Here is a 25,349-nt window from a genome sequence, read left to right on the forward strand (position 1 = left end):
CCTGGCCGGGAGCGAGCGCTCGCCAGATGATCTTCGGCCAGCTCGGACACGTATCGGACAGGATCGGACGGACTTCCGAAACCGTAGAATCCGACAATCCGTGAGCCTGGCCGAACAGACCGTAGTCACCACCGTCCCGCACCCCTACGTTGTGCATGTGCACCAGTCGCCACCCCCCTCCCCTGAGCCCATCCCTCCCTTCAACGCTCCCGCCGCCCGCAGACTCCGCACCGCGCTCGGTATGGGACCAGAACACGTCGCGTACGGGATGCAGACCTCGTACGGACTGCCCTATGTGACACCCGACCTCGTCGCCGCCTGGGAGAGAGGCGTCGCGGCGCCCGGCAACGCCGAACTCGTGGCGCTCGCGGGCGTGTTGTGGTGCTCGCCTGCCGAACTCATCGGCGCGCCACAGACGTTGCGGGAGTTCCGGCTCGCGCGCGGTATCCCGGCGGAGGATGTCGCGCAGGCCGTCGGGCTCGAACTCGCCGTGTATCTGCGGATGGAGGAGAGAAACGAGTGGCGCGGCAACGAGCGTGCGTCCGCGGCCCTCGCCGAGATGCTCGGCCTCGCGCTGCCGGATCTCGTCACCGTCAGCGGACGCCGCCCGAAGCTCGCCGAGTTGCTGCGCAACGCGTGCTCCACACGCTGGCAGGCGTACGTACGTCCCGTCAGCAAGCTGTTACCGCTGGACCGGCGGCTCGTGGAGGACGTGCTCGAGTCGCTGTACACGGAGTACCAGCTGCAGATGGCGCCCACCATGAGCTGGGGCAACGGAACCGTCGCGGTCGAAGCGGGCGCGGCCCGGAACTACCTGGACCAGGTCGTCGACCACTTCTGGTCCACCGTCCAGCGCCACGCCCCATGAGCAGAGCCCGCTCCAGAACCCCGCTCTAGAACACCGACTCCGCCTCGTCCATCCGGTCCTTCGGCACCCTCTTCAGCTCCGTGACCGCTTCCGCGAGCGGCACCATCTCGATCTCCGTGCCCCGAAGCGCCGTCATCCGCCCGAACTCGCCCCGGTGGGCGGCTTCGACGGCGTGCCAGCCGAAGCGGGTGGCGAGCACGCGGTCGTACGCCGTCGGGGTGCCGCCGCGCTGGACGTGGCCGAGAATGACCGGCTTGGCTTCCTTGCCGAGCCGCCGCTCCAGTTCGTACGCGAGCGCCGTGCCGATGCCCTGGAAGCGCTCGTGGCCGAACTGGTCGATCTCGCCGTGGCCGTAGTCCATGGTGCCCTCGGCGGGATGCGCGCCCTCGGCCACGCACAGGACCGCGAACTTCTTGCCGCGGGCGAAGCGCTCCTCGACCATCTTGACCAGGTCGCCGGGGTCGAAGGCGCGCTCGGGCAGGCAGATGCCGTGGGCGCCGGCGGCCATGCCGGACTCGAGGGCGATCCAGCCGGCGTGGCGGCCCATGACCTCGACGACCATGACGCGCTGGTGCGACTCGGCGGTGGTCTTGAGCCGGTCCATCGCCTCCGTGGCGACGCCGACCGCGGTGTCGAAGCCGAAGGTGCGGTCGGTGGACGAGATGTCGTTGTCGATGGTCTTCGGTACGCCGACGACCGGCAGGCCGACGTCCGAGAGCATCCGGGCGGCCGTGAGCGTGCCCTCGCCGCCGATCGGGATGAGCGCGTCGATGCCGAACTCGCGCATCTCGTCCTCGGCCCCCTCGCAGGCCTCGCGCAGCCGGTCGCGCTGGAGGCGGGAGGAGCCGAGGATGGTGCCGCCGCGGGCGAGGATGCCGCTGACCGCGTCCAGGTCGAGGTTGCGGAAGCGGCCGTCGAGCAGTCCCGCGTAGCCGTCCTCGAAGCCGATCACCTCGTCGCCGTAGTGCGCGACGGCTCGGTGCACGACCGACCGGATCACTGCGTTCAGCCCCGGGCAGTCGCCGCCTGCGGTGAGAACTCCGATACGCATCGTGCTGTTTCTCCTGCTCGCTGCTTGGTACGTAAGGGCTGTCGGTACTTGTGAACTGTCGTGCGCTGTCGGTACGTGTGAGCCGGTCCGATTGTTTCACGAGGGATCTGAGTGGCCCTTGCCGACCGGTTCCCGGACAGCGATTTCCCGCCCCGCCGGGACGGGTGCCCTAACCATGCTCAGAGGTATTGTCAAGAGGGCACGCACCACGCCCACGATAGCGGCTGATTTTGACCAGTGAGGAAACGGAGAGCACACGTGACGCGCAGCGTGTACGTGACCGGGATCGACCGGGGCGACGGGCGCCAGGTCGTCGAGCTGGGAGTGATGGAACTCCTGACCCGACAGGTCGACCGGGTGGGGGTGTTCCGCCCGCTGGTCCATGACAATCCCGACCGCCTCTTCGAACTCCTGCGGGCCCGCTACCGGCTCGCCCAGGACCCGGCGACGGTCTACGGCATGGACTACCACGAGGCGTCCGCGCTCCAGGCCGAGCAGGGCACCGACGAGCTGGTCTCGGAGCTGGTGGACCGCTTCCACCGGGTGGCGCGCGACTACGACGTGGTCCTGGTCCTCGGCACTGATTACGCGGACACGCAGTTCCCGGACGAGCTGTCCCTCAACGCCCGGCTGGCGAACGAGTTCGGCGCCTCGGTCATCCCCGTCGTGGGCGGCCGTGAGCAGACCGCGGAGTCGGTGCAGGCGGAGACCCGTAACGCGTTCCGGGCGTACGACCATCTGGGCTGCGACGTCCTCGCGATGGTGGTGAACCGGGTGGCCCCGCTGGACCGCGCGGAGATCCACGCGGGCCTCGACTCCCGCCTCCCGGTGCCCTGTTACGTGCTGCCGGACGAGCCCGCGCTGGCCGCGCCGACGGTCGCCCAGATCACCCACGCGCTCGGCGGCAGGGTCCTGCTCGGCGACGACTCGGGGCTCGCGCGCGACGCGCTGAACTTCGTGTTCGGCGGCGCGATGCTGCCGAACTTCCTCGGCGCCCTGACCCCGGGCTGCCTGGTCGTCACCCCCGGAGACCGCGCCGACCTCGTCGTGGGCGCCCTCGCGGCGCACAGCGCCGGCACCCCGCCCATCGCGGGCGTCCTGCTCACCCTGGACGAGCGCCCCAGCGACGACGTCCTCACCCTGGCCGCGCGGCTCGCGCCCGGTACCCCGGTCGTCTCGGTGGCCGGCAACAGCTTTCCGACGGCGGCCGAACTCTTCGGCATGGAAGGCAAGTTGAGCGCGGCGACGCCCCGTAAGGCGGAGACCGCCCTCGGCCTCTTCGAGCGGTACGTGGACACCGGCGGCCTCCTCAGCCGGGTCTCGGCACCGAGCAGCGACCGCGTCACGCCGATGATGTTCGAGCACAAGCTCCTGGAGCAGGCCCGCTCGGACAAGCGTCGCGTCGTGCTGCCCGAGGGCACCGAGGAGCGCGTACTGCACGCCGCCGAGGTGCTGCTGCGGCGCGGTGTCTGCGAGCTGACGTTGCTCGGCCCGGTGGACCAGATCCGCAAGAAGGCGGCGGACCTCGGCATCGATCTCGTCAAGGCCCAGCTCATCGACCCGGCGACCTCCGAGCTGCGCGAGCGTTTCGCCGAGCGGTACGCCGCGCTCCGCGCCCACCGAGGTGTGTCCGTGGAGCTGGCGTACGACGTGGTCTCGGACGTGAACTACTTCGGCACCCTGATGGTCGAGGAGGGGCTGGCCGACGGCATGGTGTCGGGGTCCGTGCACTCGACGGCGGCGACGATCCGCCCGGCCTTCGAGATCATCAAGACGAAGCCGGACGCTTCGATCGTGTCGTCCGTCTTCTTCATGTGCCTGGCCGACAAGGTCCTGGTGTACGGGGACTGCGCGGTCAATCCCGATCCGAACGCCGAGCAGTTGGCCGACATCGCCGTCCAATCGGCCGCCACCGCCCAGCAGTTCGGTGTCGAGCCGCGGATCGCGATGCTCTCGTACTCGACGGGGACGTCCGGCTCGGGCGCGGACGTGGACAAGGTGCGCCGGGCCACCGAGCTGGTCCGGGCGAGCCATGACGAGCTGAAGATCGAGGGCCCGATCCAGTACGACGCCGCCGTGGAGCCGTCGGTCGCGGCGACCAAGCTGCCGGGGTCGGAAGTCGCCGGGCAGGCGTCCGTGCTGATCTTCCCGGACCTCAACACCGGCAACAACACGTACAAGGCCGTGCAGCGTTCGGCCGGCGCGATCGCCGTCGGTCCGGTTCTGCAGGGCCTGCGCAAGCCGGTCAACGACCTGTCCCGCGGCGCGCTCGTCGGGGACATCGTGAACACCGTCGCCATCACGGCGATCCAGGCCCAGGCCCAGACCCCATCTCCCATGACCCAGAAGGCTTCCGCCCTGTGACCGGCACCCGCGTCCTCGTCCTCAACTCCGGCTCCTCGTCGGTGAAGTACCAGCTGCTCGACATGCGCGACAGCAGCCGCCTGGCCGTGGGCCTCGTCGAGCGCATCGGGGAGGAGACGTCCCGCCTGAAGCACACCCCGCTGGCGAACGGCGGCCAGGCACGCGAGCAGACCGGCCCGATCGCCGACCACGAGGCCGCCCTGAAGGCTGTCGCGGAGGAGCTGGCCAAGGACGGACTCGGCCTGGACTCCCCCGAGTTGGCGGCGATCGGTCACCGGGTCGTGCACGGCGGCAAGCAGTTCACCGAGCCGACGGTCATCGACGAGCGGGTCCTCGCGGAGATCGAGCGGCTGATCCCGGTGGCGCCGCTGCACAACCCGGCCAACCTGACGGGCATTCGTACGGCACAGACACTGCGCCCGGACCTCCCGCAGGTGGCCGTCTTCGACACGGCGTTCCACACGACGATGCCGGAGTCCGCGGCCCGCTACGCGATCGACGTCGAGACCGCCGACGAGCACCGCATCCGCCGCTACGGCTTCCACGGCACCTCGCACGCGTATGTCTCGCGCGCGACGGCCCGGCTCCTCGGCAAGGACCCGTCCGAGGTGAACGTCATCGTGCTGCACCTGGGCAACGGGGCCTCGGCCTCGGCTGTCCGGGCGGGCAGGTGCGTGGACACATCCATGGGGCTGACGCCTTTGGAGGGGCTGGTGATGGGTACGCGGTCCGGAGACCTGGATCCGGCGGTCATCTTTCATTTGGCGCGTGTTGGCGGGATGTCCATGGATGACATCGACACTTTGCTGAACAAGAAGAGCGGCCTGATCGGCCTGTGCGGCGACAACGACATGCGGGAGATCCGTCGCCGCGTCGACGAAGGGGACGAGCGGGCGCGGCTCGCCTTCGACATCTACATCCACCGCCTGCGGAAATACATCGGCGCCTATTACGCGGTGCTCGGCCGGGTGGACGCGATCGCCTTCACGGCGGGGGTCGGCGAGAACGCGGCCCCGGTGCGCGAAGCTGCGGTCGCGGGCCTGGAGGGGCTGGGCCTGGCGGTCGACGCCGAGCGCAATGCCGCCCGGTCCGGCGAGCCGCGGCTGGTCTCGCCGGAGGGGGCGAGGGTCGCGGTGGCCGTCGTACCGACCGACGAGGAACTGGAGATCGCGACTCAGACGTACGCACTTGTGGGCAGCCTCTGAGGCGCCCGTGGGCGGTATTCAGGCCCTCAACTGAGCGGCATTCCGCCCTTTTGCACATTCCACAAGACGGAATATTCCGCAGTGAAACAAACCGTTAGGATCCCCCCATGCGCCGTTCCAAAATCGTCTGCACTCTGGGCCCAGCCGTCGACTCGCACGAGCAGCTCGTCTCGCTCATCGAGGCCGGCATGAACGTGGCCCGCTTCAATTTCAGCCACGGCTCGCACGCCGAGCACCAGGGGCGGTACGACCGTGTCCGGGCCGCCGCCGAGGAGACGGGCCGCGCGATCGGCGTGCTGGCCGACCTCCAGGGCCCGAAGATCCGGCTTGAGACCTTCGCCGAGGGTCCCGTCGAGCTTGAGCGCGGTGACGAGTTCACCATCACCACCGACGACGTACCGGGCGACAAGTCCATCTGCGGCACGACCTACAAGGGCCTGCCGGGCGACGTCGCCGAGGGCGACCAGGTCCTGATCAACGACGGCAACGTCGAGCTGAAGGTCCTCGAGGTCGAGGGCCCCCGGGTCCGTACGGTCGTCATCGAGGGCGGCGTGATCTCGGACCACAAGGGCATCAACCTGCCCGGCACGGCCGTGAACGTGCCCGCGCTGTCCGAGAAGGACGTCGAGGATCTGCGCTTCGCGCTGCGTATGGGCTGCGACCTGGTGGCGCTGTCGTTCGTGCGCGACGCCGACGACGTGAACGACGTACACAAGATCATGGACGAGGAGGGCCGCCGGGTCCCCGTCATCGCCAAGGTGGAGAAGCCGCAGGCGGTGGAGAACATGGAGGACGTCGTGATGGCGTTCGACGGCGTCATGGTCGCCCGCGGCGACCTGGCCGTCGAGTACCCGCTCGAGAAGGTCCCCATGGTGCAGAAGCGCCTGATCGATCTGTGCCGCCGCAACGCCAAGCCGGTGATCGTCGCGACCCAGATGATGGAGTCGATGATCACCAACTCCCGTCCCACGCGCGCCGAGGCCTCCGACGTGGCCAACGCGATCCTGGACGGCGCGGACGCGGTCATGCTGTCCGCCGAGTCGAGTGTGGGCGCGTACCCCCTCGAGACGGTGAAGACGATGTCGAAGATCGTCCAGGCCGCCGAGCAGGAGCTGCTCTCCAAGGGCCTGCAGCCGCTCGTACCGGGCAAGAAGCCGCGTACGCAAGGCGGTTCGGTGGCCCGTGCCGCGTGTGAGATCGCGGACTTCCTGGGCGGCGTGGGCCTGGTGGCCTTCACCCAGTCCGGCGACACCGCCCGCCGGCTGTGCCGCTATCGCGCGGTCCAGCCGATCCTGGCCTTCACCACGGACGAGTCCACCCGCAACCAGCTCACGCTGAGCTGGGGCGTCGAGCCGCACGTCGTGCCGTTCGTGAACAGCACGGACGCGATGGTCGACCTGGTCGACCAGGAGATGGTCAGGCTGGGCCAGTTCAACGACGGCGACACGGTGATCATCACGGCCGGTTCGCCTCCCGGCGTGGCCGGCACCACGAACATGGTGCGGGTGCACCACCTGGGCGGCTGACTCCGGTCGCGTTCCCGGATACGTATCCGAAGCGAGTACGCCACTGAGGGCGCCCCCCGCCGCGCAGGGGGCGCCCTCAGGGTGTGTACGGCTCCAGGCTCCCGGAGCCGTGGGGACGTGGGGACTAGCCGAGCGGCGTGCTGAACTGCTGCAGGCCGGGGACGGTCAGCGTTCCGCCGAACTGGGCGGCCTGGACCACCTTCACATTGGTGAAGTAGATCAGCGGGATGTTCAGCGGCGGTGGGTGCTCCGGGCTGAACGTGACCGGTATCAGACCGAGCAGGTTGCCGGAGATGCTCTCCGTGTACATGACCGTCTTGCCTTCACGGATAGTGGACGTGGTGCCCTTGCCCGCCTGCACATGGTGCTTGGCGCCAGCCCGCTTGTCGTCGACGGTCTGGTGCAGATCGCCGATGTCGGTGCCATCGGAGATCACGTACTTGAGGACCTCCTTGACCGTGCCGTTGGCGGTCTTCACCTTGACGACGCCCTGGTAGTCGGCGCCCTTGAGCAGCAGTGAGCTGGCCTCCAGCTGCCAGGGGTCGTCGGCGAGCAGCGGGATGCCCTTCTCGAGACCGCCCTCGTCCTCCGTGGCGGCCACGCAGTTCTCAGGGGCCGCGCTCTCGGACGGGCTGGGGGACGGGGTGGCCTCACCGGCCGCCTCCTCCGCCTTCTCCGCGGTGTCCTCGGCCGCCTCGGACGCCTTGTCGGTCACGTCCTTGGCCACGCCCTCGGCCTTCTCGGCCGCGTCGCCCGCCGTGTCCGTGACGTCCTTGGCGGCGTCCCCGACGGTGTCGGTCGCCTTGTCCGCGGCGTCCCCGGCACTGTCGCCGGCCTTGTCGGCCTCGTCCTTCGCCTTGTCCTCGTTCGCCGACGGGGAGGGGGTGGGCGACGGGCTGGCAGCCGCCTCCTCTTCCGCCTTCTCCTTGTCGTCGGGCGTGAAGAGGTCCTCCAGCGCCTTGCCGAGGCCCAGCGGGTCGAGCGGGTGGTTGCTCTCGGACGGGGAAGGAGACGGCGTCGGCTCGGCCGGCTTCTCGGGAGCGGGCTCGGCGGGCTCGGGCTCGGTCTCGGGCTTGTCGTCGGAACCTGAATCCGACGAAGAGCCGTTGTCCGACGAGCCGTTGCCCGTGGCGTTGCCGCCCGCGGAGTTGTCGCCCGAAGCGTCCTCACCCGAGGAACCCTGCTCTGGCTCTTGCTCCTTCTTGTCGTCGGACGCGGGGTCGCTCGTCGAGGGGGACGGCGAGGGCGAGGCGTCCTTGCCTTCCTCGGACTCCTCGATCGCGTCGACGCACTCCTTGTACTCGTCGATCGTCAGATTCTTCGGCGACGGCTTGTCGTCCGCCCGGGCGAGCGTCGGCGTGATGCCCATGCCCATGAGGATCGCCGTCGGCATCGACGCGATGGCTATCGCCTTGCCCGCGGGCATCTGCAGCCTCGTCAGCAAGGGCTTCTTGGGGGCTGCATGCCGCGGCCCGGTTCTCGCCCGGAGCTCTCCCGACTCCACGCGGTGGACCTCCTCAGGCACGGTGCCTCCCATTCGCCCCGTTGCTCGGGCTCGTTCCTGACAGATCGTTCGGCTCGCTCGCTCCGCCCGGCGTCATGGCCGCGGGAGCGCCTCCTTCGTCCGTACGGTCCGTCTTGGCCGGCTCCGCCGTGGGCTCCTCGCCGGGCGCCCAGGACACGGCCATGGCACCGCCGAACAGCGCGAGCAGGAAGCCGACGAGGAACCCGCCGAGGTTGGACACCGGGATGGACACCAGCGCCAGCAGGATCGCCGCCACGCCGGCGAAGACCCGTACATGCTTCTGGAACCACAGGCTGATCCCGAGCACGATCAGCAGCACGCCGATGATCAGGGAACCCGCGCCCGCGGTCGTAGCCATCGCCAGGGTCAGATGACCTATCTGGAGATTCGCGTACGGGAAGTACATGATCGGGATCCCGCCGAGCAGGATGAACAGCCCGGCCCAGAACGGCCGGGTGCCCCTCCAGGCGCGGAACTGCAGCCGCCTATCGGTGAACTGGCTGCGCGTGGCTGGAGTGTCGGCGCTCATGGAAAACAGCTCCCTGGAACGGCGTTGCTGTGAGAGGTGAAAGCTGGGGGCGTGGTGTGAGTGTGGGGGGTGGCGAGTGTACGGACCGGGTGGCACCGGACGGACGCCGAATGACGACATCCGACGGACCTGCGTACGGACTTCACATACGGACTTCAAAGACGAGAAGGAGGTGTGACGGGCGGGGAAGCGGGACTCCCCCACCCGTCACGGAGTGCCTAGTAGCACTCCTTGACGCCCGGGGACAGCTTCATCGTCAGCCCGCTCAGCTTGAAGGTTCCGGCAGTGGTCGCCCACGCCGTCTGCTTCACGCCCTTGAGCTGGACCGAGTCTGCCTGCTGCGCGAATCCGTACGGGTTCGCCTTGTCGCCCTTGGCGATGCCGGGACCCTTGTTGGCGTCTCCGGCGGCCACACCGATGTCGATGTTGCGGAACTCGGCGTCGGCCTCAAGGTCGGCGACGTCGATGTACAGGTTCTCCGCCTCGACCGGCGTTTCACCGGCACCGGCCCTGAGGACGAGGCTGACATTGCCGAGCACCGGGATGTTCGGCGTGACGACGGACTGGCACAGGTTCTTGATCGTCGCGGTCTTGAACGCCGAGACCGCGACGGGGTGCATCGCCTTCTTGCCGGAGAGGGTGTACCCCTCGTCAATGGCGCCGTACTGCGAAAAGCCTTGGCCATCAAGCTGATCGGTCGTCACCTTGAACGACTGACCCGACACGCTGAACGACGCGGCGAGAGCGCTGTTGGCCAGGGCCATGCCTATCGCGGCGGTCGCGGCCACGCTGGGCACCATGACCACGGCGAACCGCTTCCATCTCGTCCCGCCACGCACATGGGACTCCATATTTCCTCCTTCTCGGACGTACATCTCCGGCCCTGACGGCCCCCGGTCGGCGGCTCAGTCGGGCAGGGATGGGAGAAGTGCTACGTCCTCGGGAAGGAGAGCGCCCGTACTCAGAGGCGCGAAGGGCGCCCCAACACAAGCGATCACCCCCGAGCGACAACCACTGGTCGCGCCTGAACACTTCACGCACAACCTGCCGGACAGGCTCTGCCCGCAAGCAGAGACCCCCCTGTCCAAGGAGTGACGCCACTGCCGCCGCTCCTACTCGGTGGGGACCCAGTGAAACCCGTTGCCCCGATTGGCTGTCGGGAACGGGAATGGACCGAGCGTGGCCGATCGTGGTCCATTCGCGCCGCCGCCGCAAGGGGGTTCGTTACTGGCTAGTAACGGCCGGATAACCCTTCAACGACCCGCCGGTATCGGCCGACGACGCAGGGTGTCCCCTAGGTGAGTACCAAAACCATTGATCCTTGGACGGAATCCGACAGATCACCGTCCGTCACTTACTCCAAGTAACAGCGGCCGCGTTTACCAAGATTTGGTAAAACGCGGCCGCGGGGTCGCTCAGTCGACAAATCTCTCACTCACGCAACAGGGGTCACAGTGGTTACCCCGGTGGATCATGCGCAGATCAGGACCGGTCAGAACAAAGCACGGGCAAGTGCTCTGCGTGCGGCGGTCACTCGCGGATCGTCACTGCCGACCACCTCGAACAGCTCCAACAGCCGTACACGCGCGGCGTCCCGGTCGTCACCGACCGTACGCGCCACCGTGTCGACAAGCCGCCCGAACGCGTCCTCGACATGACCACCCACCAAGTCCAGGTCGGCGGCGGCGATTTGCGCCTGCACGTCAGCCGGCTTCTCGGCGGCGTCCTTACGCACCTGCTGCGCATCGGCGTTCTGCACACGCTGGAGCAACTCGGCCTGGGCGAGGCCCAGTTTGGCCTCCGTATTACCCGGGTCGTCACTCAGCACGTTCTTGTACGCCTGCACCGCACCGCCCAAGTCCCCCGCGTCCAGGGCCTGTACGGCGGCTTCGAGCAGCGCGTCGTACGGACCGGCCGGCACCGTGGGAGCCGCCTCGGCCTCGCTGCCCGGCCCGGCCTCGGCGTCCGCGTCGACCGTGAGGCCCGTCAGACCGAAGCGCTGCTCGGCGACCTGGATGAGCTGGTCCAGGGTGCCCCGGATCTGCTGCTCGGGGGCGGCGCCCTGGAAGAGCGGCAGGGCCTGTCCGGCCACCACCGCGAAAACGGCCGGGATCCCCTGGATCCCGAACTGCTGCATCAACATCTGATTGGCGTCGACGTCGATCTTGGCGAGGACGAACCGGCCGTTGTACTCGACGGCGAGCCGCTCCAGGAGCGGGCTCAGCTGCTTGCACGGCTCGCACCACTCGGCCCAGAAGTCGATGACGACGGGCACCTCGGTGGAGCGCTGCAGGACGTCCCGCTCAAAACCCGCCTCGTCTACGTCGATGACAAGGCTCGTGGCGGCGACAGCGCCTCCCCCGCCCTGCTTCGCCGCTTCGGCGCGCGACTGCTCCGCCTTCGCCTTGGCCTCCTGGGCCGCCTTCACCGCGGCGAGGTCGACGACTCCGCTCATGGACATGTTCCGTGGCTGCATGAGTTCATCTTCCCCCTTCCGCGTACGTACCGGAAAAGCACCATGAAAGCCGGGCCTGCCGCGAGGCGCTCGACGCCGGGTCCCCACCTGGCGCCGCGTGGTTGTCGCTGTGGCCGTCGCTGTGGTCGTCGCTCGTAAGCAGGCTTTCGCTACGACCCGTAGCGTAACTGGAAGGGAAACCCCCACGGAACCAACTCCCGGTGATCTCCCTCACCTTGCCTGCCCTTCTCAAGTCCCAGGAGCAGCCCGATATGGTCACCGGATGCAGACCCGCACTTGCGCCCCACGCGCCACAGGAGGCCGACCGCGCAGCGCCGCCGCGGACGCCGCGATCCTGGCGGCGACGCGGGCGGCACTGGTCGAACTGGGCTGGTCCAAGCTGACGTTGGGCGATGTGGCGATGCGCGCGGGCGTCGCGAAGACGACCCTCTACCGCCGCTGGTCCGGCAAGAACGAACTGGTCGTGGACGCGGTGGCCGCCCTCTTCGACGAACTCGAACTCCCCGACCGCGGCAACCTAGCGGCGGACGTCGAGGGCGTCGTCCTCCAGTTCGCGGCGATCCTGGCCCGCCCCGAGGCGAAGAGCGGCTTGATGGCGGTGGTAGCGGAGTCGATCCGCGACGACGCACTGCGCGACCGCATCCGCTCGTCGATCGTGGAACGCCAGAAACTCCTCGTCTTGGAAGGCCGCGCCCGCGCCCAGCAACGCGGCGAACTCCCGGAGGAGAACGACCCCGAAGCCGCGGCCCGCACCGCGGACCTCATCTTCGACGTCATCGCGGGCGCGGTGATACATCGGGCCCTGGTAAGCGCAGAGCCCGTCGACGCGGCCTGGACGCACAGCTTCACGAGGCTTCTGCTGAACGGCTTGACGGCGTCGGCGGCGACCTGAGACCTGCTCTGCCCACGGATCTCGCCGCCCAGTTCGCACGCTCGACGCTGCCCGCGAGGTGGCCGAGCAACTGCGGCGTGAACAGTGGCTGATCGTGGGCTGGGTGGGGGGCTGGTGTGCTGTACTTGGATGCAGAAGGTGCCGTCTGAGGACCGTGATGCTGTAGGCAGGCGGATGCCCAAGCTCACCAGGAGCCTGTCGGATGTCCCCATCCTGGTTGGGGATATCCGGCTAGCTGCTGAGCCACCAGAGAAGGTGGGCCCCCGCCGGAGCGGGTAACTCCGAAGGGGGCCCCGGCTCAACAGGAGCCTGTCGGATATCCCCAGCTCCGTGGGGGATATCCGGCTACCTGGTGAGCCACCAGAGCAGCCACCTCCTCGCGCGCTTCGCAGCCCGCTCCGGCAAGAGCCGGATCAGCCGCATGACGAGAGTCGGTTTCTGCTCCTCGTGACCGCCCATGTGGGGGCGCCCTCCCTTCTACGTGAGGCGGCCAGTCACGGTCCCGGGACCGCACTCGTCGGGCCGGGCCCCGAGGAAGCAAGGGGCCCGGAGCGAAGGGAGGACGCGCCCCATCGGGCGCGTCACGGGCTGAAGTCTACCGCCTCGAACTCACCTGCTGTGACGGGCACTTCACCATCCGTACGCGACGCCGGGCGGACAACGACTTTGGCCCGCACCTTTCGCAAAAGGTGCGGGCCGACGGGCCTACGTGTCGACGAGCTGTACCGCTCGCCAGCTCGAGGTCTTATCCGCACTCGTTGGCATCCGCTGCGGGAGTGTCATGAGACTGGTGGAGCGGATGCTTGGCTTCGCTTCCTGCTCCCCCGGCCCTTGGCCTGCCCAATGAGGGTCAGCCGGGCGGCAGCCGGGTCACCCGGTTTCCCGGGCGTCCTCGACCGCCTTCACCAAGCCGCTCGCCACAGCGAGGGCGTTCTCCCGAAAGAATCCGATCCGGATGTGAAACGACTCCTCCGAGGCGAACATGCTGCACACCGAGACAAGTGCGGCATGCAGGACATGCAGCTCCTCGACCGAGTACGTCCGCTCTTCGCCTCCGATGGAGTCGGCCAGGACCATGAGACGGTCCTTGTCCCAGCCCGTACGGATCTCGGGTGACGGGTGATGACTGACGAATGTCAGGACCTCGTCCAGGAGGTCTCGCTGCGCTCCCACGAACCGGACGGAGAAACCGGTATCGGCCAGCCGCACGAACGGCCTGTCCCTCATCGTCAGTTCCCACCGTTCTGCAAGACGTAGCGACCCTTGTCCACGTTCCTGTCGAACAGAGCCCTGTCGTACTGATAGGCGTGAATCATGTAGGAGTTCTCCACGACCAGGACGCCGCGAGCTTCATCGTAGGCGAGTCTCGACCCCTTCTCCGTGTCCCGGTAGGTGAGCTTGCCACGCCACTCGGCCAGGTAGTTGCCCAGAGCCCTGAGATCGTGGCCTATCCCCGGGATCACGTGGTCGAGGGCGTCGACGCTGCCGTCATGCATACGGCTTGCCATCCGGTCGACACCGTCGGCGACGTCCTCCCCGTGCTCCCACTCGATCTCCGCCCGCAGGTCCTCGCTCAGCTGCCCGTCGCAGTTGTGGACCAGGACCGGGGCGGTTCCGGCGACCACGTAGAAGGTGTGCAGGTCGTCGACAGTCAGGTCCCACACGGTCTGCGGGGCGGTGACGGCCCGCACGCTCACCACAGTGCCCGCTGCGCCGCTTCGAGTCCGGAGCTTCTCGCCCCCGTGCAGTTCAGATGCCAGCGCCCATCCGTGGTCTGCCACGTACAGCCGGTGGCCCGGAGTGGTGAGGATCCGTCCGCCGCCGGTGACCGTGATCTCTATGAGCTGGTCGACGTGGTGGGAGAAGGTCGCGGTGACGTGCGCCGAGCGCGTGGTACCAGTTTCCGGGTCGGTCGCCAGTACCTTGTCACCGTCGGTGATCGTGTTGATCGTCTTGCGCGAACCGTCGGCCAGCAGCACCCGCGTTTCCGCAGGGAAGCTGTTGACACGGCAGCTCGTGGCCAGGTCGTCTGCTCCCTTCTTCCCGATACCGGCGACGGCGTCGGGGTCCAGGCCGATCTCCTTCACGCCCTTCCAGGCGTCGCCGATGCCGGCTCCGGTCTTCAGCGCATCACCGAGCTTGGCGACGGCCTCGACGGCCTTACCGATGGCCTTACCGGGGATGAAGTTGGAGGCCGCCCACGCGCATCCGCCGGCGCTGCCGTGCCAGCAGTCCACGAAGTCCTGGACCAGCAACTCCTTCCCGAGCTTCAGGTAGGTCTGGACGAGGCCCTTCAGGATGTCCGCCTGAGTAAAGGTCCGGGTGACCTTCTTGGTGAGGCCCTTGAACGGCTGCGGCCCCAGGAACACCGTGTCCGACGCGGGGCACCCGGATTCGGTGGCCGGGACGTCAGGGTTGGTGCACTGGTAGAAGTCGACGGTCGCGTTGAACTTGAACGTGAACGTGACGGTGCAGCTCGTTCCGAACCCGGGCGGGAGTTCGCAGGGCTCGTCCTGCCTTGCGTCGGTGATTTCGATGCTGTCCTCGTCTACGACGTAGAACGTTCCGCCGATTCCCGTGCCGGCGCCCGAGGCGACCTGCTGGTTCGCCTCCTTCCGCGCGGCCGACTCGGCGGCCTGCTGCGCCGACTCCGCGTACTTCTGCGCGTCCTTCGCCGCCGCCTCGGCCGCCGTGGCTTCCTCGGCGGCGCGGGTGGCCGCCGCGCGGGCGTACTTCGCTGCCTGTTCGGCCTCGGATGCCGCCGTGCGGGCGGCCTCGGCGTCCAGGGCCGCCTGGTCGGCGGAGGCGCGGGCGTCCTTGGCGTGGCCCTCGGCGCGGCCGGCGGCTCGGTCGGCCGCTGCCGCGTCCTCTGTGGCCTGGCGTCCGTGCTCGATGGTGCGGGCCAGTGACTTCTGGGCTTCCGCCGCGTAGCCCGCGGCCTCGGCGGCGTAACCGTGCGCCTCCGTCGCCGACTTGCGGGCGGTGGCCGCGAAACCGGCGGCTTCAGCGGCCAGCGTGTACGCGGCCTTGGCGTCACCCGTCGCCGCGTTCGCGAGACTCTGTGCCTGCGCGGCGTTCTTCTGGGCGTTGGCGGCATGCGCCTCCGCGACGGCCTTCTGCTGCTCGGCGATCGTCTTCGACGACTGTCCGGTCAGGACGACGAGTCCGGCCGCGGAGTCGGTCGTGACATACGGCGAACCGAGCTGGATCGCGTCGTTCGCCGGAGCGGCGACCTGCCGCGCCGAGTTACCGGCGTCCTCGGCCGCCTGGGCGGTGGTGTACGCGTGACCGGCGGCGTTCGCCGCTCCTGCGACCGCCTTGGCCGCCTCCGCCTTGGACGCGTCGGCCTGCTTCTTCGCGTTGGCCGCGTCCTTCTCGGCGTCGTCGGCGAGTTTGTCCGCCGTACGGGCTTCCGAGGCGGCGTCCTGGGAGGCCTTGATCGCCTCGGCTGCCGTGCTCGTCGCCGTCCGCACCGCGGCGTCGGCCTTCAATTTGGCCGCCTTCGCGTCGTCGGCGTCGGAGCGGGCGCGTTTGGCAGCCGCCTCCGCGCGCGTCGCAGCCGCGTCGGCGTCGGCCGCGGCCTTTGTCGCCGCGTCCGCCTCGGAGCGGGCCGACCTCGCGGCCGTCTCCGCGTCGTCGGCGTGCCTGTCGGCCTCGTTCGCCGCCGCCCGCGACTCCTTCGCGTCGTCGGCAGAATCGTGGGCCGCGGCGTAGGCGTCCTTGGCGTCGGCCTTGGCACGCGCCGCGTTCGCCTTGCTCTCGGCGTCCCAGGCGTCGTCGCGCTTGCCCTGGGCCCGGTCCCGCGCGGCTTCCGCGTCCTGGCGCTTCTCACGTGCGGTGGTCTCGGCGGCCTCCGCCTTGCCCTTCGCCTCGCCCGCGGTCTTCGCGTACCCCTCGGCGTTGTCCTTGTGCCGGGCGGCGTCGGCCTGCTTCTGCGCGGCGAGTTCCTTCTCCGCCTTCGCGGTCTGCTCCTCCTTCTCCGCCGACAGCCGCTTGGCGTGCGCCACGGCGGCGGCCGCCTTCGCGTCCGCCTCGGCCTTCTGCGTCTCGGCGAGCTTGGTCTTGGCGGTGTCACGGGAGGTCTTGGCGTTCTGCGCCTGTACGGCGGCCGCGTCGGCGGCGGCCTTCGCCTGCGCCCTGGCCTCGTTGGCGGCGGCTGTACGGAACGCCGCCTTGGACGCGGCGGCCTGCGTCACCGCACGGGCGGCGATGGTGGCGCTGTCCCCGGCGGAGGCACGGGTGGCCGCGTACGCGGTGTCACCCGCCTTCGCCATGGCCTCCAGAGCGGCGGCCGACGCCTTCGTCACCTGGGCTTTCTGCTGTCCGACGAGCAGACCGCGGCCCCGGGGAGCACCGGCCTTGTCGGCGATCGCGTAGGCGGCCTGGGCGGCGGTGTCCGTGGTCGTCGCGGCCGTCTTCGCGGCGGTGGCCTGGGCCTTGATCAGGTCGAGCTGCTTCTTCGCCGCGGCCTGGGCGTCCGTGACACCCTTCTTCGCCTTGTCGAACTGGGCTTTCGTCGGATAGCTCAGGGAGTCCGTGCCCTTGTGACCGGAAGGCTTGATGTCGAACTTCTGCGGCTTGGTGCCCTTGCAGTCCCACATCCGCGCGTCACGGCTGTTGGCGTACGTCGCGAGGTCCAGGCAGTTGCCGGTGCCCGGGTTGTACAGGCGAGTAGTCGCGTGGGTGTTGTACTGCCACTTCTGGGCGGCGGTGTTGTTGCACGTCCAGATCTGCAACGTCGTGCCGTTCGCGGTGCCGGAGTTATTGATGTCCAGGCACTTGCCGGAGTTGACGTTGACCAGGGCCTCGCCGCGGATCTGCCACTTCTGGCCCGCGCCGCCGTTGCAGGTGTAGATCTGCACCGGTGTGCCGCTGTCCTTCTTGCCTCCGCCCACTTCCAGGCACTTGTCGGCGGCACCGTGCGCGTGGATGACCATCGGGCTGTCGCCGATCCAGCCAGGGCCTCCGGCGGACCAGTAGTCCTGCCAGCGGGCCAGCCTGTCCGCGATCCACGAGCGGCCCAGCATCTCGCCCATCGCCTTGGAGCCGGTCGTGAGGGCCTTGGTGGCGCCGACGTTGGCGTTGAGGATCTGGTTGCGCTGAGTGGCTTGCGCGGAGATCTCCTGCTGCCACTCGGCAGTCGCGTCGGCGACCTGCTTGCCGAGGACCTTGCTCGGGTCGACCGGCCCGCGCCAGGCGCAGGAGGCGAAGCGGGTCTTCAAGTCCTCGACGGTGATGCGGTGTTCGACGCTGCCCGGCTCGGGCGCGGTGCGCGGGAAGCCGCCGGAGGCGAGGAAGATACGGGCGTTGTCCTCGCCCGTCGGCTCCATGGACCAGTCCACCAGATTGCCCCATGCCTGGTGTTCGGCGAACGCCTGCTGCCACGCGGGACCAGACAGGGATGTGTCGGGATCCTTGGCGTAGAGCGGGGTGCCGAGGTCCTTGACCGCCTTGACCGTGGCGTCGTCGGCCTTCGGGGTCGGGTCCTCGTAGAACTCGCCCTCGTCCTTCCAGAACCGGTCCGAGATCCACTGGCTCAACCCGGTCTGCTCGAAGAAGCTCGGGCCCTTCCCGGTGGCTCCCGGCGGCCAGTGGAACCCGGTCTCGGTGAATCCGTCCGGAGTACTCAGGCCGTCCAGAGGCTTCTTCCACACATCGACGTACGCGTCGAGTGCCGCCCCCTCCTTGGAGGCGGCGGCCCTGTCCGTCTCGAACGCCTTCGCCAGCGGGGTGTCGGTCCAGCGCTCACGGTTGGCCGCGGTGTGCAGCTTGTCCGGCGTCTGGTTGAGCGCGTTCTGCGCCGTGGTGAACATGGCCGGGCCGCCCATACGCAGCACGTCGGCCATGAGGCACTGGTCCTGCCTCAGCTGCTCGGCCGCCTTGGCGTCGAAGCCGTCGTAACTGTCGGCCACCGGGCTGCCGTTGACGGTCCGGTCACCGGTCCCGTCCGGCCCGCCGACGACCGTGGCCAGCACAGCGAGCGCAAGCACCTGCGGAACAATTCGCACTAAGTGTCTGGTTCTTCGCTTAACAGGCACGAAGAACCCTGGTCTGGAACGCAAAAGAGCACCGTTCTTCACGAGGAGGGCAGGCGGAGGCACCCCGTCCGAGGACGTGGAAGCGCCGCGAGGGGGACTGAAGTCCGTACGGACCCGTACAGACAGAGGCGTCAGGCAGGCTGCAGAGCGTGCAGGTGCGCCGAACGCGGCGATCACCATACGCACGAGTAACCAGCGCGGGAAAGCGCTGACTTCGAGGCCGAGCCGCGTGGCGTGAAATCGCGCGCGGCTGTCAGCCACGCCCCGTCAGGTGCAATTCACGTGCTCACTCTGCGGATTATTTGTGTGCAACCTGTGAAGGTGAGACGGCTTCGAGCCCTCAGGGCCCCAGGAGATTGGCCGAATCCAGTCAAGCCGACGGATCACACAGCAAGGCACGTATCAAATCGGCACATGCGCACAAAAAGGCGGCGAGGGGACAACAACCCCTCACCGCCCTCAGCGGACAGCACCGTCAGCGCTAGAACCCCGCCGGCTCCGTATAGACCCCCCACTCCTCCCGGAGGGCGTCGCAGATTTCGCCCAGGGTCGCTTCCGCTCGTACCGCGTTCAGCATCGGCTCGATCATGTTCGAGCCGTCCCGGGCTGCGGCCAGCATGGCGGCCAGGGTGTCGCGGACGGCCGTCTCGTCGCGGCCCGACCTGCGGGCGGCGAGTGACCGTACCTGCTCGCGTTCCACCTCGTGGCTGACCCGGAGGATCTCCAGGTCACCGGTTACGGAGCCGTGGTGGACGTTCACCCCGACCACTCGCTTGTCGCCCTTCTCCAGGGCTTGCTGGTACTGGAAGGCGGACTCGGCGATCTCGCCGGTGAACCAGCCGTCCTCGATGCCCCGCAGGATCCCGGAGGTGATGGGGCCGATGGGGTGCTGCCCGTCGGGGTGGGCCCTGAGGCCCCGTTCCTTGATCTGCTCGAAGATCTTCTCGGCTTCGGCCTCGATCCGGTCGGTCAGCTGCTCGACGAACCACGAACCACCCAGCGGATCCGCCACGTTGGCGACCCCGGTCTCCTCCATCAGCACCTGCTGCGTACGAAGGGCGATCTCGGCCGCCTGCTCGGACGGCAGCGCCAGGGTCTCGTCGAGCGCGTTGGTGTGCAGGGAGTTGGTGCCACCGAGGACCGCCGCGAGCGCCTCGACCGCCGTACGCACCACGTTGTTGTACGGCTGCTGAGCCGTCAGCGAGACACCGGCCGTCTGCGTGTGGAAGCGCAGCCACTGCGCCTTCTCGGACTTCGCGCCGTACACGTCCCGAATCCACCGCGCCCAAATCCGACGCGCCGCCCGGAACTTGGCGATCTCCTCGAAGAAATCGACGTGTGCGTCGAAGAAGAAGGACAGGCCGGGGGCGAAGACGTCCACGTCCATGCCGCGGGACAGGCCCAGTTCCACGTAACCGAAGCCGTCGGCAAGGGTGTACGCCAGCTCCTGCGCGGCCGTCGAGCCGGCCTCACGGATGTGATAGCCGGAGACGGACAGCGGCTTGTACGCGGGGATCTTCGAGGCGCAGTGCTCCATCAGGTCGCCGATGAGACGCAGATGCGGCTCGGGCTGGAACAGCCACTCCTTCTGCGCGATGTACTCCTTGAAGATGTCCGTCTGGAGCGTGCCGTTCAGGACCGCCGGGTCGACGCCCTGGCGCTCGGCGGCCACCAGGTACATGCAGAAGACGGGAACGGCCGGCCCGCTGATCGTCATCGATGTCGTGACATCACCCAGCGGGATGTCCTTGAACAGGACCTCCATGTCCGCGGCGGAGTCGATCGCGACCCCGCAGTGCCCGACCTCGCCGAGCGCACGCGGATCGTCGGAGTCGCGTCCCATGAGCGTGGGCATGTCGAAGGCCACGGACAGACCGCCGCCGCCGTTGGCGAGGATCGACTTGTAGCGCTCGTTGGTCTGCTCGGCGTTCCCGAACCCGGCGAACTGCCGGATGGTCCACGTCCGCCCTCGGTAGCCGGTCGCGTAGAGCCCCCGCGTGTAGGGGTACTCCCCCGGCCAGCCGATCCGCTCGAACCCGTCATACGTGTCTCCGGGCCTCGGCCCGTACACCGGCTCCACCGGATCGCCGGAAAGCGTCGTGAAGTCGGCCTCACGCTTGCGTGAAGCGTCGTACCGGGCCTGCCAGCGTCGGCGGCCCTCTTCGATGGCGTCAGCGTCCATACCTTCGAATTTACTAGGACGTCCAAGTAAATGTCGATGGCAGACCGCCGTGGACTACGCCACGGCGGTGATGGGTCAGGCCTTCGCGACCGCGGCCGGGTCGTCCACGACCTTGGCCTCCAGCTCGCGCGTGACCTTGCGCTCCACGAAGAAGGCGGCCGTCGGCACCGTACCCGCGAGCAGCACCCACAGCAGCTTCGGCACCGGCCACTTCGCCTTGGAGCCCATGTCGAAGGCGAACACCAGGTAGACGACGTACAGCCAGCCGTGCGCGATGCTGACCACGCGCGTGAAGTCCGCGGCGCCGTCCAGGTCGAGCACGTACTTGCCGACCATCCCGATCACCAGCAGGACCAGCAGGACACCGGTGACGTAGGCCATGACGCGGTAGCGGGTCAGCACGCTTTTTTTCATGCGTACGAGCGTAACCGGCGGTTTCGTACGATCTTCGGGCGCCCCCGAGCCCCGTACGCCCTGCTGCTACGCCTCTTCGAAGTCGTGCGCGGCGATGCGCAGCGGCCGCAGCATCGCGAAGATCTCGGCGCACTCCTCCGCGTCGTACACCCCGAGCCCGAAGTCCATCGCCATCAGGTCGCGGGTGGCCGCCTCGACGACCTCGCGGCCCTTGTCGGTGATGGAGGCGAGCGTGCCACGGCCGTCGTTGGGGTTGGGCCGTTTGTCCACCAGGCCCGACCTGACCAGCCGGTCGACGGTGTTCGTCACCGACGTGGGGTGCACCATGAGCCGCTCGCCGATCTTGGACATCGGCAGTTCGCCAGCTTTGGAGAAGTTGAGCAGTACGAGTGCCTCGTAGCGCGCGAACGTCAGCCCGTACGGCTTGACGACCGCGTCGACCTCGGCCAGCAGGATCTGGTGCGCGCGCATGATCGAGGTGATCGCGGCCATGGACGGCACGGACCCCCAGCGCTGCTTCCAGAGTTCGTCGGCGCGGGCGATGGGATCGAAAGGAAGACTGAGCGGCTTCGGCACGGCAAAGACCCTACCGGCCGGTCATATCCTGGTCAGCCCCGTCTCGCGGATCGGTCCCCGACGCCCGGGGGTCGATCCCCGACACCCGCCGTACGTCCCGTACGCCGCACCTCCAGCGCCAGCAGTACGCAGCACACGGTGCCGAGCACCCCGGCTGAGCCCACCACCGTGCTGGCCGCGCTCGACGGGCCTGGAGGCCGGCGGCCGTCGGCGCCTGGCACCGGCCGGCCGCGTCGAGGGCATTCACGCCCGGCTGGCTGCGCAGGGGCCCGGGGGCCCTGGTGGTCAACTCCCGGCGCCCGCTGTTACGTTGACCGCGTGTTCCTCCTCTTGGCATAGGGCCTGCCCCGGCCCGCGATCGGCAGCGTGTCGACGCCGCCGTCGCGGGGATCAGGCGTCCCTGTTTGCCCCGGGCGCCCGTATCGGCGCCCTCTTCTTGAGGAACTTTTCGCATGTCTGCGTCTTCAGCGCGGCCTTCATATGCCGCGGTTCTGCGCATGCCCTATGCGAGCGCTCAGTTGTCCGAGCCGTCGTCGTCAACGTCGTGCGCGTCGGCGGCGTCCGCGTCATCGGCATCGGCGTCGGCGTCGGCGTCGGCGTCGGCGTCGGCGTCGGCGTCGGCCGAGTCCTGGTCGGCGGACTTGTCCGCCGTGACCTTGGCGGTCTTCAGGTCTACGTTCCACTCGCGCTCCGTGCCGCCCGAGGCGCGCGTCTCAGTGTCCCAGGCCTTGGACTTGCCGTCCTCGTCCAGGTCGACCGACGTGACCGTGCCCTTCGCGGCGGCGGCCTTCGCGGCCTCCTCCGCGGAGACGGACGAGCCCTTCAGGGCGGCGCGGACCTGCGCGGTGTCGGCGCCGTCCTCCTGCTCGACGTGCGAGCCGAGGACCTTGCCGGTCGCCGGGTCTATCTGGATGCTGTGCCAGGTGCCGCCCTTGGCGAGGACGTCGACGTCCCAGGCCGCCGGGCCGCCGTCGTCCGGGCCGTCCAGGTCGGCCGAGACCGCGGTACCCGGCGTGTGGCGGAGGGCGGAGCCGATGGCCTCGGCCGCCGTGACCTTGCCGGACGCACCCTGAGCGGCGTCGTCGGACTGGCCGGCGCCGGCCTGGCTGTCGTCGGCGTCACGGCCGTCATCGTCACGGCCATCGTCGGCGTCACGGGCGTCGTCGGTGTCACGGGCGTCGGAGCCACCGTCGTCCGTGTCACGACCGTCCGCGTCGCGGCCGTCGGTGTCGCCCGCGTCATCGTCACGGCCGCCGTCATCGCGACCATCGTCGGCCGGCCGCACGCTCGACGGCTTCGTCGTCGCCGACCCGTCGTCGCTCGTGACCGCGAGTGCCGTCGCCGTGCCGCCTCCCACGAGGGCCGCGGCGGCGATGGTGGCGATGACGATGTTGCGCTTCATGGGGTTTCCTCCCGAGTTGGTCTGCTACGCCGTGTTCCGACGTGGACCAATCTGCCGAAGGCCCGCTGAAGCGAAGCTGAAGCACCCTGAAGACCGCTTCAGGTTCGCCCTGCGAAGCTGACCCCATGCGCCTGTTGATCGTGGAAGACGAAAAGCGGCTCGCCCTGTCCCTCGCCAAGGGACTGACAGCCGAGGGCTTCGCCGTGGACGTCGTCCATGACGGCCGGGACGGCCTGCACCAGGCCGGCGAGGGCTCGTACGACCTCGTCATCCTCGACATCATGCTGCCCGGCATGAACGGGTACCGGGTGTGCGCCGCCCTGCGCGCCGCCGGTCACGACGTGCCCATACTCATGCTCACCGCCAAGGACGGAGAGTACGACGAGGCGGAGGGCCTCGACACGGGCGCCGACGACTACCTCACCAAGCCGTTCTCGTACGTCGTCCTGGTGGCCCGCGTGAAGGCGCTGCTCCGGCGGCGCGGATCCGCGGGCGCGTCCCCCGTGCATGTGATCGGCGAGTTCAGGGTGGACACCGCCGCGCGGCGCGTCTTCCGGGGCGAGGAGGAAGAAATCGCCCTGACCGCAAAGGAGTTCTCGGTCCTCGAGCAGCTCGTGGTGCGGGCCGGCGAAGTCGTCTCCAAGTCCGAGATCCTGGAGCACGTCTGGGACTTCGCCTACGAGGGCGACCCCAACATCGTCGAGGTGTACATCAGCACCCTGCGCCGCAAACTGGGGCCCTCGCTGATCCGGACCGTACGGGGGGCCGGTTACCGCCTGGAGGCAAGATGAGGCGGTCGCGCCCCTAAGGAGGCCGCAGGCCTCTTAGGGGCGCGGGGCTATGACATTTGCGGCTCCGCCGCGATGGGGGTCCCCCCGCTCGAGCGCAGCCGAGAGTGGGGGAGCGACCAGCCACAACCGGACCCGCAGCTTCGAACCGGCATCCCAGCCAAGCGCTCAGCGCCTCGCGGTCACGGTCGACCCCGTTGCCCCCGCAGATGCCCCGCGATCGGCGTCAGGGACTTGTGGAGTGCTTCCAGTTCCTCCGGCGGGATGAGGTCGATGAAGTGCCGCCGCACAGACGCCACATGGTGTGGCGCGACCTTCTTCATCGTGTCCATGCCGTGGTCCGTGAGCACGGCGTACAGCCCACGGCGGTCGGACTCGCAGTTCTCCCGCCGCACCAGGTCCGCGTTCTCCATGCGGGTGATCTGGTGGGAGAGGCGGCTCTTGGACTGGAGGGTGGCGGCCGCGAGGTCGCTCATCCGCATCCGCAGGCCCTCCGATTCCGAGAGGTTCACCAGGATCTCGTAGTCGTTCATTGTCAGGCCGAACGGCTGGAGGTCCCTTTCGAGCTGGTACGTCAACAACCTGTTGACCTCCAGGTGGGTGCGCCAGGCGCACTGCTCCGCATCGGTCAGCCAGGGCGTGGCCGTTTCGGTCTCCATGAATGGATTCTACCTAAGATGTTGAAAGGTGAACTTATGAGGGTTTTATTTAGGTGTCGGTGCGCACGCGTTCGATGTCACACTCCGCAGACTACCGCTCACAGCCCGAAGCGACGCTGTAGATCTCCCAGCTGTCCGGGAAGGCGCGGTGATCCGGACGGTTGCCCACCGGGTGCCCCGCCACCACCGGGTACCCCCGGCTCGTTCGGAGTCATCCCCGTCGCCTGCTCGGCCATCAGCGTCTCGCTGGACTGCAGCAATACCGTGCCGGCGCCCACGAACTCGAACTGGTGCTCCTCTCCAGAGGCCCCGCCCATGCCCGTCAGCGCACGCAGACCGCCCATCAGGCCTGTCATATAGCCGTGGTCGTAGTGATGGCACGGCGAGGGGCAGTCAGCCCAGCCGACCAGGGCCTGCGGATCGACCCGGATCGGCGGCTCCATGAACACCACCGGACCGTTCGAGGCGGCCACGAACTTGCCCGTACCGATGAGCGTCAGAAAGCCCGGCACGATCGACTGCTTGAGCGCGAGACTTGGCTGAAAAGCTAGGAGGTTGCCTGAGCGAATGGTCAGGTTGCCCTCCTCCAGATCGTACGAATTCACGTCGAAGGCCCGGTCGGCGAGCAGCATCTTGCCCGAGCCGGAGGCCACGACCCAGTCGCTTGCGTGCAACGGCGAATGAAATGACGTCCGGACAAGGCGGTCCAGTCGCCCGTGCCCGATGCCGTTGAACTCCATCGAGCCGTAGTAGGCGATCATCTTGCCCTTCTGCAGGAACCACTCGCTTCCCTTGAGCTCCACGCAGAAGGTGTAGTTGTTGACGTTGTCGTCGGACGGCAGCGTCATCGGGTC

19 protein-coding genes are annotated in these 25,349 nt (G+C 68.6%); 6 read left to right on the forward strand and 13 right to left on the reverse strand.

The window, feature by feature from the left end:
- The first annotated feature begins 241 nt into the window (after positions 1–241).
- Complete coding sequence (locus ACQEVY_RS14185) at positions 242–868, forward strand: helix-turn-helix domain-containing protein (RefSeq protein WP_432948363.1); 627 nt, start codon at positions 242–244, stop codon at positions 866–868.
- A 25-nt stretch (positions 869–893) separates the two neighbouring features.
- Here the strand turns inward: ACQEVY_RS14185 and ACQEVY_RS14190 are convergent, their stop codons facing one another.
- A complete protein-coding gene (locus tag ACQEVY_RS14190) occupies positions 894–1,919 on the reverse strand; it encodes an ATP-dependent 6-phosphofructokinase (RefSeq protein ID WP_328768550.1) in 1,026 nt (341 codons plus the stop codon).
- Positions 1,920–2,177: 258 nt separating this feature from the next.
- On the opposite strand from ACQEVY_RS14190, the gene pta reads away from it, so the two are divergent.
- The 3 genes from pta to pyk all read left to right on the forward strand — a co-directional run bounded on the left by pta (position 2,178) and on the right by pyk (position 7,014).
- A complete protein-coding gene (gene pta / locus ACQEVY_RS14195; RefSeq protein WP_432948366.1) occupies positions 2,178–4,283 on the forward strand; it encodes a phosphate acetyltransferase in 2,106 nt (701 codons plus the stop codon).
- The gene (locus ACQEVY_RS14200) at positions 4,280–5,488 is read left to right on the forward strand and encodes an acetate kinase (RefSeq protein WP_432948368.1); all 1,209 of its coding nucleotides are present in this window, start codon (positions 4,280–4,282) and stop codon (positions 5,486–5,488) included. Before pta ends, ACQEVY_RS14200 begins: the two co-directional genes overlap by 4 nt.
- 107 nt (positions 5,489–5,595) lie before the next feature.
- Positions 5,596–7,014, forward strand: a complete 1,419-nt coding sequence (pyk, locus tag ACQEVY_RS14205) for a pyruvate kinase (RefSeq protein WP_432948370.1) — start codon at positions 5,596–5,598, stop codon at positions 7,012–7,014.
- Positions 7,015–7,138: 124 nt separating this feature from the next.
- Here the strand turns inward: pyk and ACQEVY_RS14210 are convergent, their stop codons facing one another.
- From ACQEVY_RS14210 to ACQEVY_RS14225, 4 genes are all read right to left on the reverse strand, one after another.
- Positions 7,139–8,539, reverse strand: a complete 1,401-nt coding sequence (locus ACQEVY_RS14210) for an antitoxin (RefSeq protein ID WP_432948372.1) — start codon at positions 8,537–8,539, stop codon at positions 7,139–7,141.
- The gene (locus ACQEVY_RS14215) at positions 8,532–9,068 is read right to left on the reverse strand and encodes a DUF6114 domain-containing protein (RefSeq protein ID WP_432948374.1); all 537 of its coding nucleotides are present in this window, start codon (positions 9,066–9,068) and stop codon (positions 8,532–8,534) included. The genes ACQEVY_RS14210 and ACQEVY_RS14215 overlap by 8 nt, the downstream gene beginning before the upstream one ends.
- A 218-nt stretch (positions 9,069–9,286) precedes the next feature.
- Positions 9,287–9,919, reverse strand: a complete 633-nt coding sequence (locus tag ACQEVY_RS14220; protein ID WP_432948376.1) for a DUF6230 family protein — start codon at positions 9,917–9,919, stop codon at positions 9,287–9,289.
- Positions 9,920–10,560: 641 nt separating this feature from the next.
- A complete protein-coding gene (locus tag ACQEVY_RS14225) occupies positions 10,561–11,544 on the reverse strand; it encodes a tetratricopeptide repeat protein (RefSeq protein WP_328768557.1) in 984 nt (327 codons plus the stop codon).
- Between the two features lie 262 nt (positions 11,545–11,806).
- On the opposite strand from ACQEVY_RS14225, the gene ACQEVY_RS14230 reads away from it, so the two are divergent.
- On the forward strand, positions 11,807–12,436 hold the full coding sequence (locus tag ACQEVY_RS14230) for a TetR/AcrR family transcriptional regulator (protein ID WP_432948378.1): 630 nt from the start codon (positions 11,807–11,809) through the stop codon (positions 12,434–12,436).
- 870 nt (positions 12,437–13,306) lie between these two features.
- Here the strand turns inward: ACQEVY_RS14230 and ACQEVY_RS14235 are convergent.
- From ACQEVY_RS14235 to ACQEVY_RS14260, 6 genes are all read right to left on the reverse strand, one after another.
- On the reverse strand, positions 13,307–13,663 hold the full coding sequence (locus tag ACQEVY_RS14235; RefSeq protein WP_432948380.1) for a hypothetical protein: 357 nt from the start codon (positions 13,661–13,663) through the stop codon (positions 13,307–13,309).
- Positions 13,664–13,665: 2 nt separating this feature from the next.
- Positions 13,666–18,426, reverse strand: a complete 4,761-nt coding sequence (locus ACQEVY_RS14240; protein WP_432948382.1) for a ricin-type beta-trefoil lectin domain protein — start codon at positions 18,424–18,426, stop codon at positions 13,666–13,668.
- 529 nt (positions 18,427–18,955) lie between these two features.
- Positions 18,956–20,656 carry an acyl-CoA mutase large subunit family protein gene (locus tag ACQEVY_RS14245; protein ID WP_432948384.1) on the reverse strand — a complete coding sequence of 567 codons (1,701 nt, stop codon included), beginning with the start codon at positions 20,654–20,656 and terminating at the stop codon, positions 18,956–18,958.
- A 75-nt stretch (positions 20,657–20,731) separates the two neighbouring features.
- Positions 20,732–21,070 (reverse strand): DUF3817 domain-containing protein, encoded by a 339-nt coding sequence (locus ACQEVY_RS14250; protein ID WP_432948386.1) that lies wholly within the window; start codon positions 21,068–21,070, stop codon positions 20,732–20,734.
- Between the two features lie 66 nt (positions 21,071–21,136).
- Positions 21,137–21,646, reverse strand: coding sequence for a MarR family winged helix-turn-helix transcriptional regulator (locus ACQEVY_RS14255; RefSeq protein ID WP_432948387.1), 510 nt, complete (start codon positions 21,644–21,646; stop codon positions 21,137–21,139).
- 514 nt (positions 21,647–22,160) lie between these two features.
- Positions 22,161–23,048 (reverse strand): PepSY domain-containing protein, encoded by an 888-nt coding sequence (locus ACQEVY_RS14260; RefSeq protein ID WP_432948389.1) that lies wholly within the window; start codon positions 23,046–23,048, stop codon positions 22,161–22,163.
- A 125-nt stretch (positions 23,049–23,173) separates the two neighbouring features.
- On the opposite strand from ACQEVY_RS14260, the gene ACQEVY_RS14265 reads away from it, so the two are divergent.
- The gene (locus ACQEVY_RS14265; RefSeq protein ID WP_432948391.1) at positions 23,174–23,839 is read left to right on the forward strand and encodes a response regulator transcription factor; all 666 of its coding nucleotides are present in this window, start codon (positions 23,174–23,176) and stop codon (positions 23,837–23,839) included.
- A 179-nt stretch (positions 23,840–24,018) separates the two neighbouring features.
- On the opposite strand, the gene ACQEVY_RS14270 is transcribed toward ACQEVY_RS14265, so the two are convergent.
- Together ACQEVY_RS14270 and ACQEVY_RS14275 are read right to left on the reverse strand one after the other, a co-directional pair.
- On the reverse strand, positions 24,019–24,495 hold the full coding sequence (locus ACQEVY_RS14270) for a MarR family winged helix-turn-helix transcriptional regulator (protein WP_328768566.1): 477 nt from the start codon (positions 24,493–24,495) through the stop codon (positions 24,019–24,021).
- Between the two features lie 98 nt (positions 24,496–24,593).
- Complete coding sequence (locus tag ACQEVY_RS14275) at positions 24,594–25,343, reverse strand: AIM24 family protein (RefSeq protein WP_432955212.1); 750 nt, start codon at positions 25,341–25,343, stop codon at positions 24,594–24,596.
- Between the last annotated feature and the right edge of the window lie 6 nt (positions 25,344–25,349).

It is taken from the genome of Streptomyces sp. CA-288835 (assembly GCF_050936385.1).
Lineage (GTDB): Bacteria > Actinomycetota > Actinomycetes > Streptomycetales > Streptomycetaceae > Streptomyces.

Excerpts from the sequence above, each read along its gene's own strand:
- ACQEVY_RS14185 (WP_432948363.1), top strand. The coding sequence starts at position 242 with ATGGGACCAGAACACGTCGCGTACGGGATGCAGACCTCGTACGGACTG.
- ACQEVY_RS14190 (WP_328768550.1), bottom strand. The coding sequence starts at position 1,919 with ATGCGTATCGGAGTTCTCACCGCAGGCGGCGACTGCCCGGGGCTGAAC.
- pyk (WP_432948370.1), top strand. The coding sequence starts at position 5,596 with ATGCGCCGTTCCAAAATCGTCTGCACTCTGGGCCCAGCCGTCGACTCG.
- ACQEVY_RS14215 (WP_432948374.1), bottom strand. The coding sequence starts at position 9,068 with ATGAGCGCCGACACTCCAGCCACGCGCAGCCAGTTCACCGATAGGCGG.
- ACQEVY_RS14220 (WP_432948376.1), bottom strand. The coding sequence starts at position 9,919 with ATGGAGTCCCATGTGCGTGGCGGGACGAGATGGAAGCGGTTCGCCGTG.
- ACQEVY_RS14225 (WP_328768557.1), bottom strand. The coding sequence starts at position 11,544 with ATGCAGCCACGGAACATGTCCATGAGCGGAGTCGTCGACCTCGCCGCG.
- ACQEVY_RS14230 (WP_432948378.1), top strand. The coding sequence starts at position 11,807 with ATGCAGACCCGCACTTGCGCCCCACGCGCCACAGGAGGCCGACCGCGC.
- ACQEVY_RS14235 (WP_432948380.1), bottom strand. The coding sequence starts at position 13,663 with ATGAGGGACAGGCCGTTCGTGCGGCTGGCCGATACCGGTTTCTCCGTC.
- ACQEVY_RS14245 (WP_432948384.1), bottom strand. The coding sequence starts at position 20,656 with ATGGACGCTGACGCCATCGAAGAGGGCCGCCGACGCTGGCAGGCCCGG.
- ACQEVY_RS14250 (WP_432948386.1), bottom strand. The coding sequence starts at position 21,070 with ATGAAAAAAAGCGTGCTGACCCGCTACCGCGTCATGGCCTACGTCACC.
- ACQEVY_RS14260 (WP_432948389.1), bottom strand. The coding sequence starts at position 23,048 with ATGAAGCGCAACATCGTCATCGCCACCATCGCCGCCGCGGCCCTCGTG.
- ACQEVY_RS14265 (WP_432948391.1), top strand. The coding sequence starts at position 23,174 with ATGCGCCTGTTGATCGTGGAAGACGAAAAGCGGCTCGCCCTGTCCCTC.
- ACQEVY_RS14270 (WP_328768566.1), bottom strand. The coding sequence starts at position 24,495 with ATGGAGACCGAAACGGCCACGCCCTGGCTGACCGATGCGGAGCAGTGC.
- ACQEVY_RS14275 (WP_432955212.1), bottom strand. The coding sequence starts at position 25,343 with ATGACGCTGCCGTCCGACGACAACGTCAACAACTACACCTTCTGCGTG.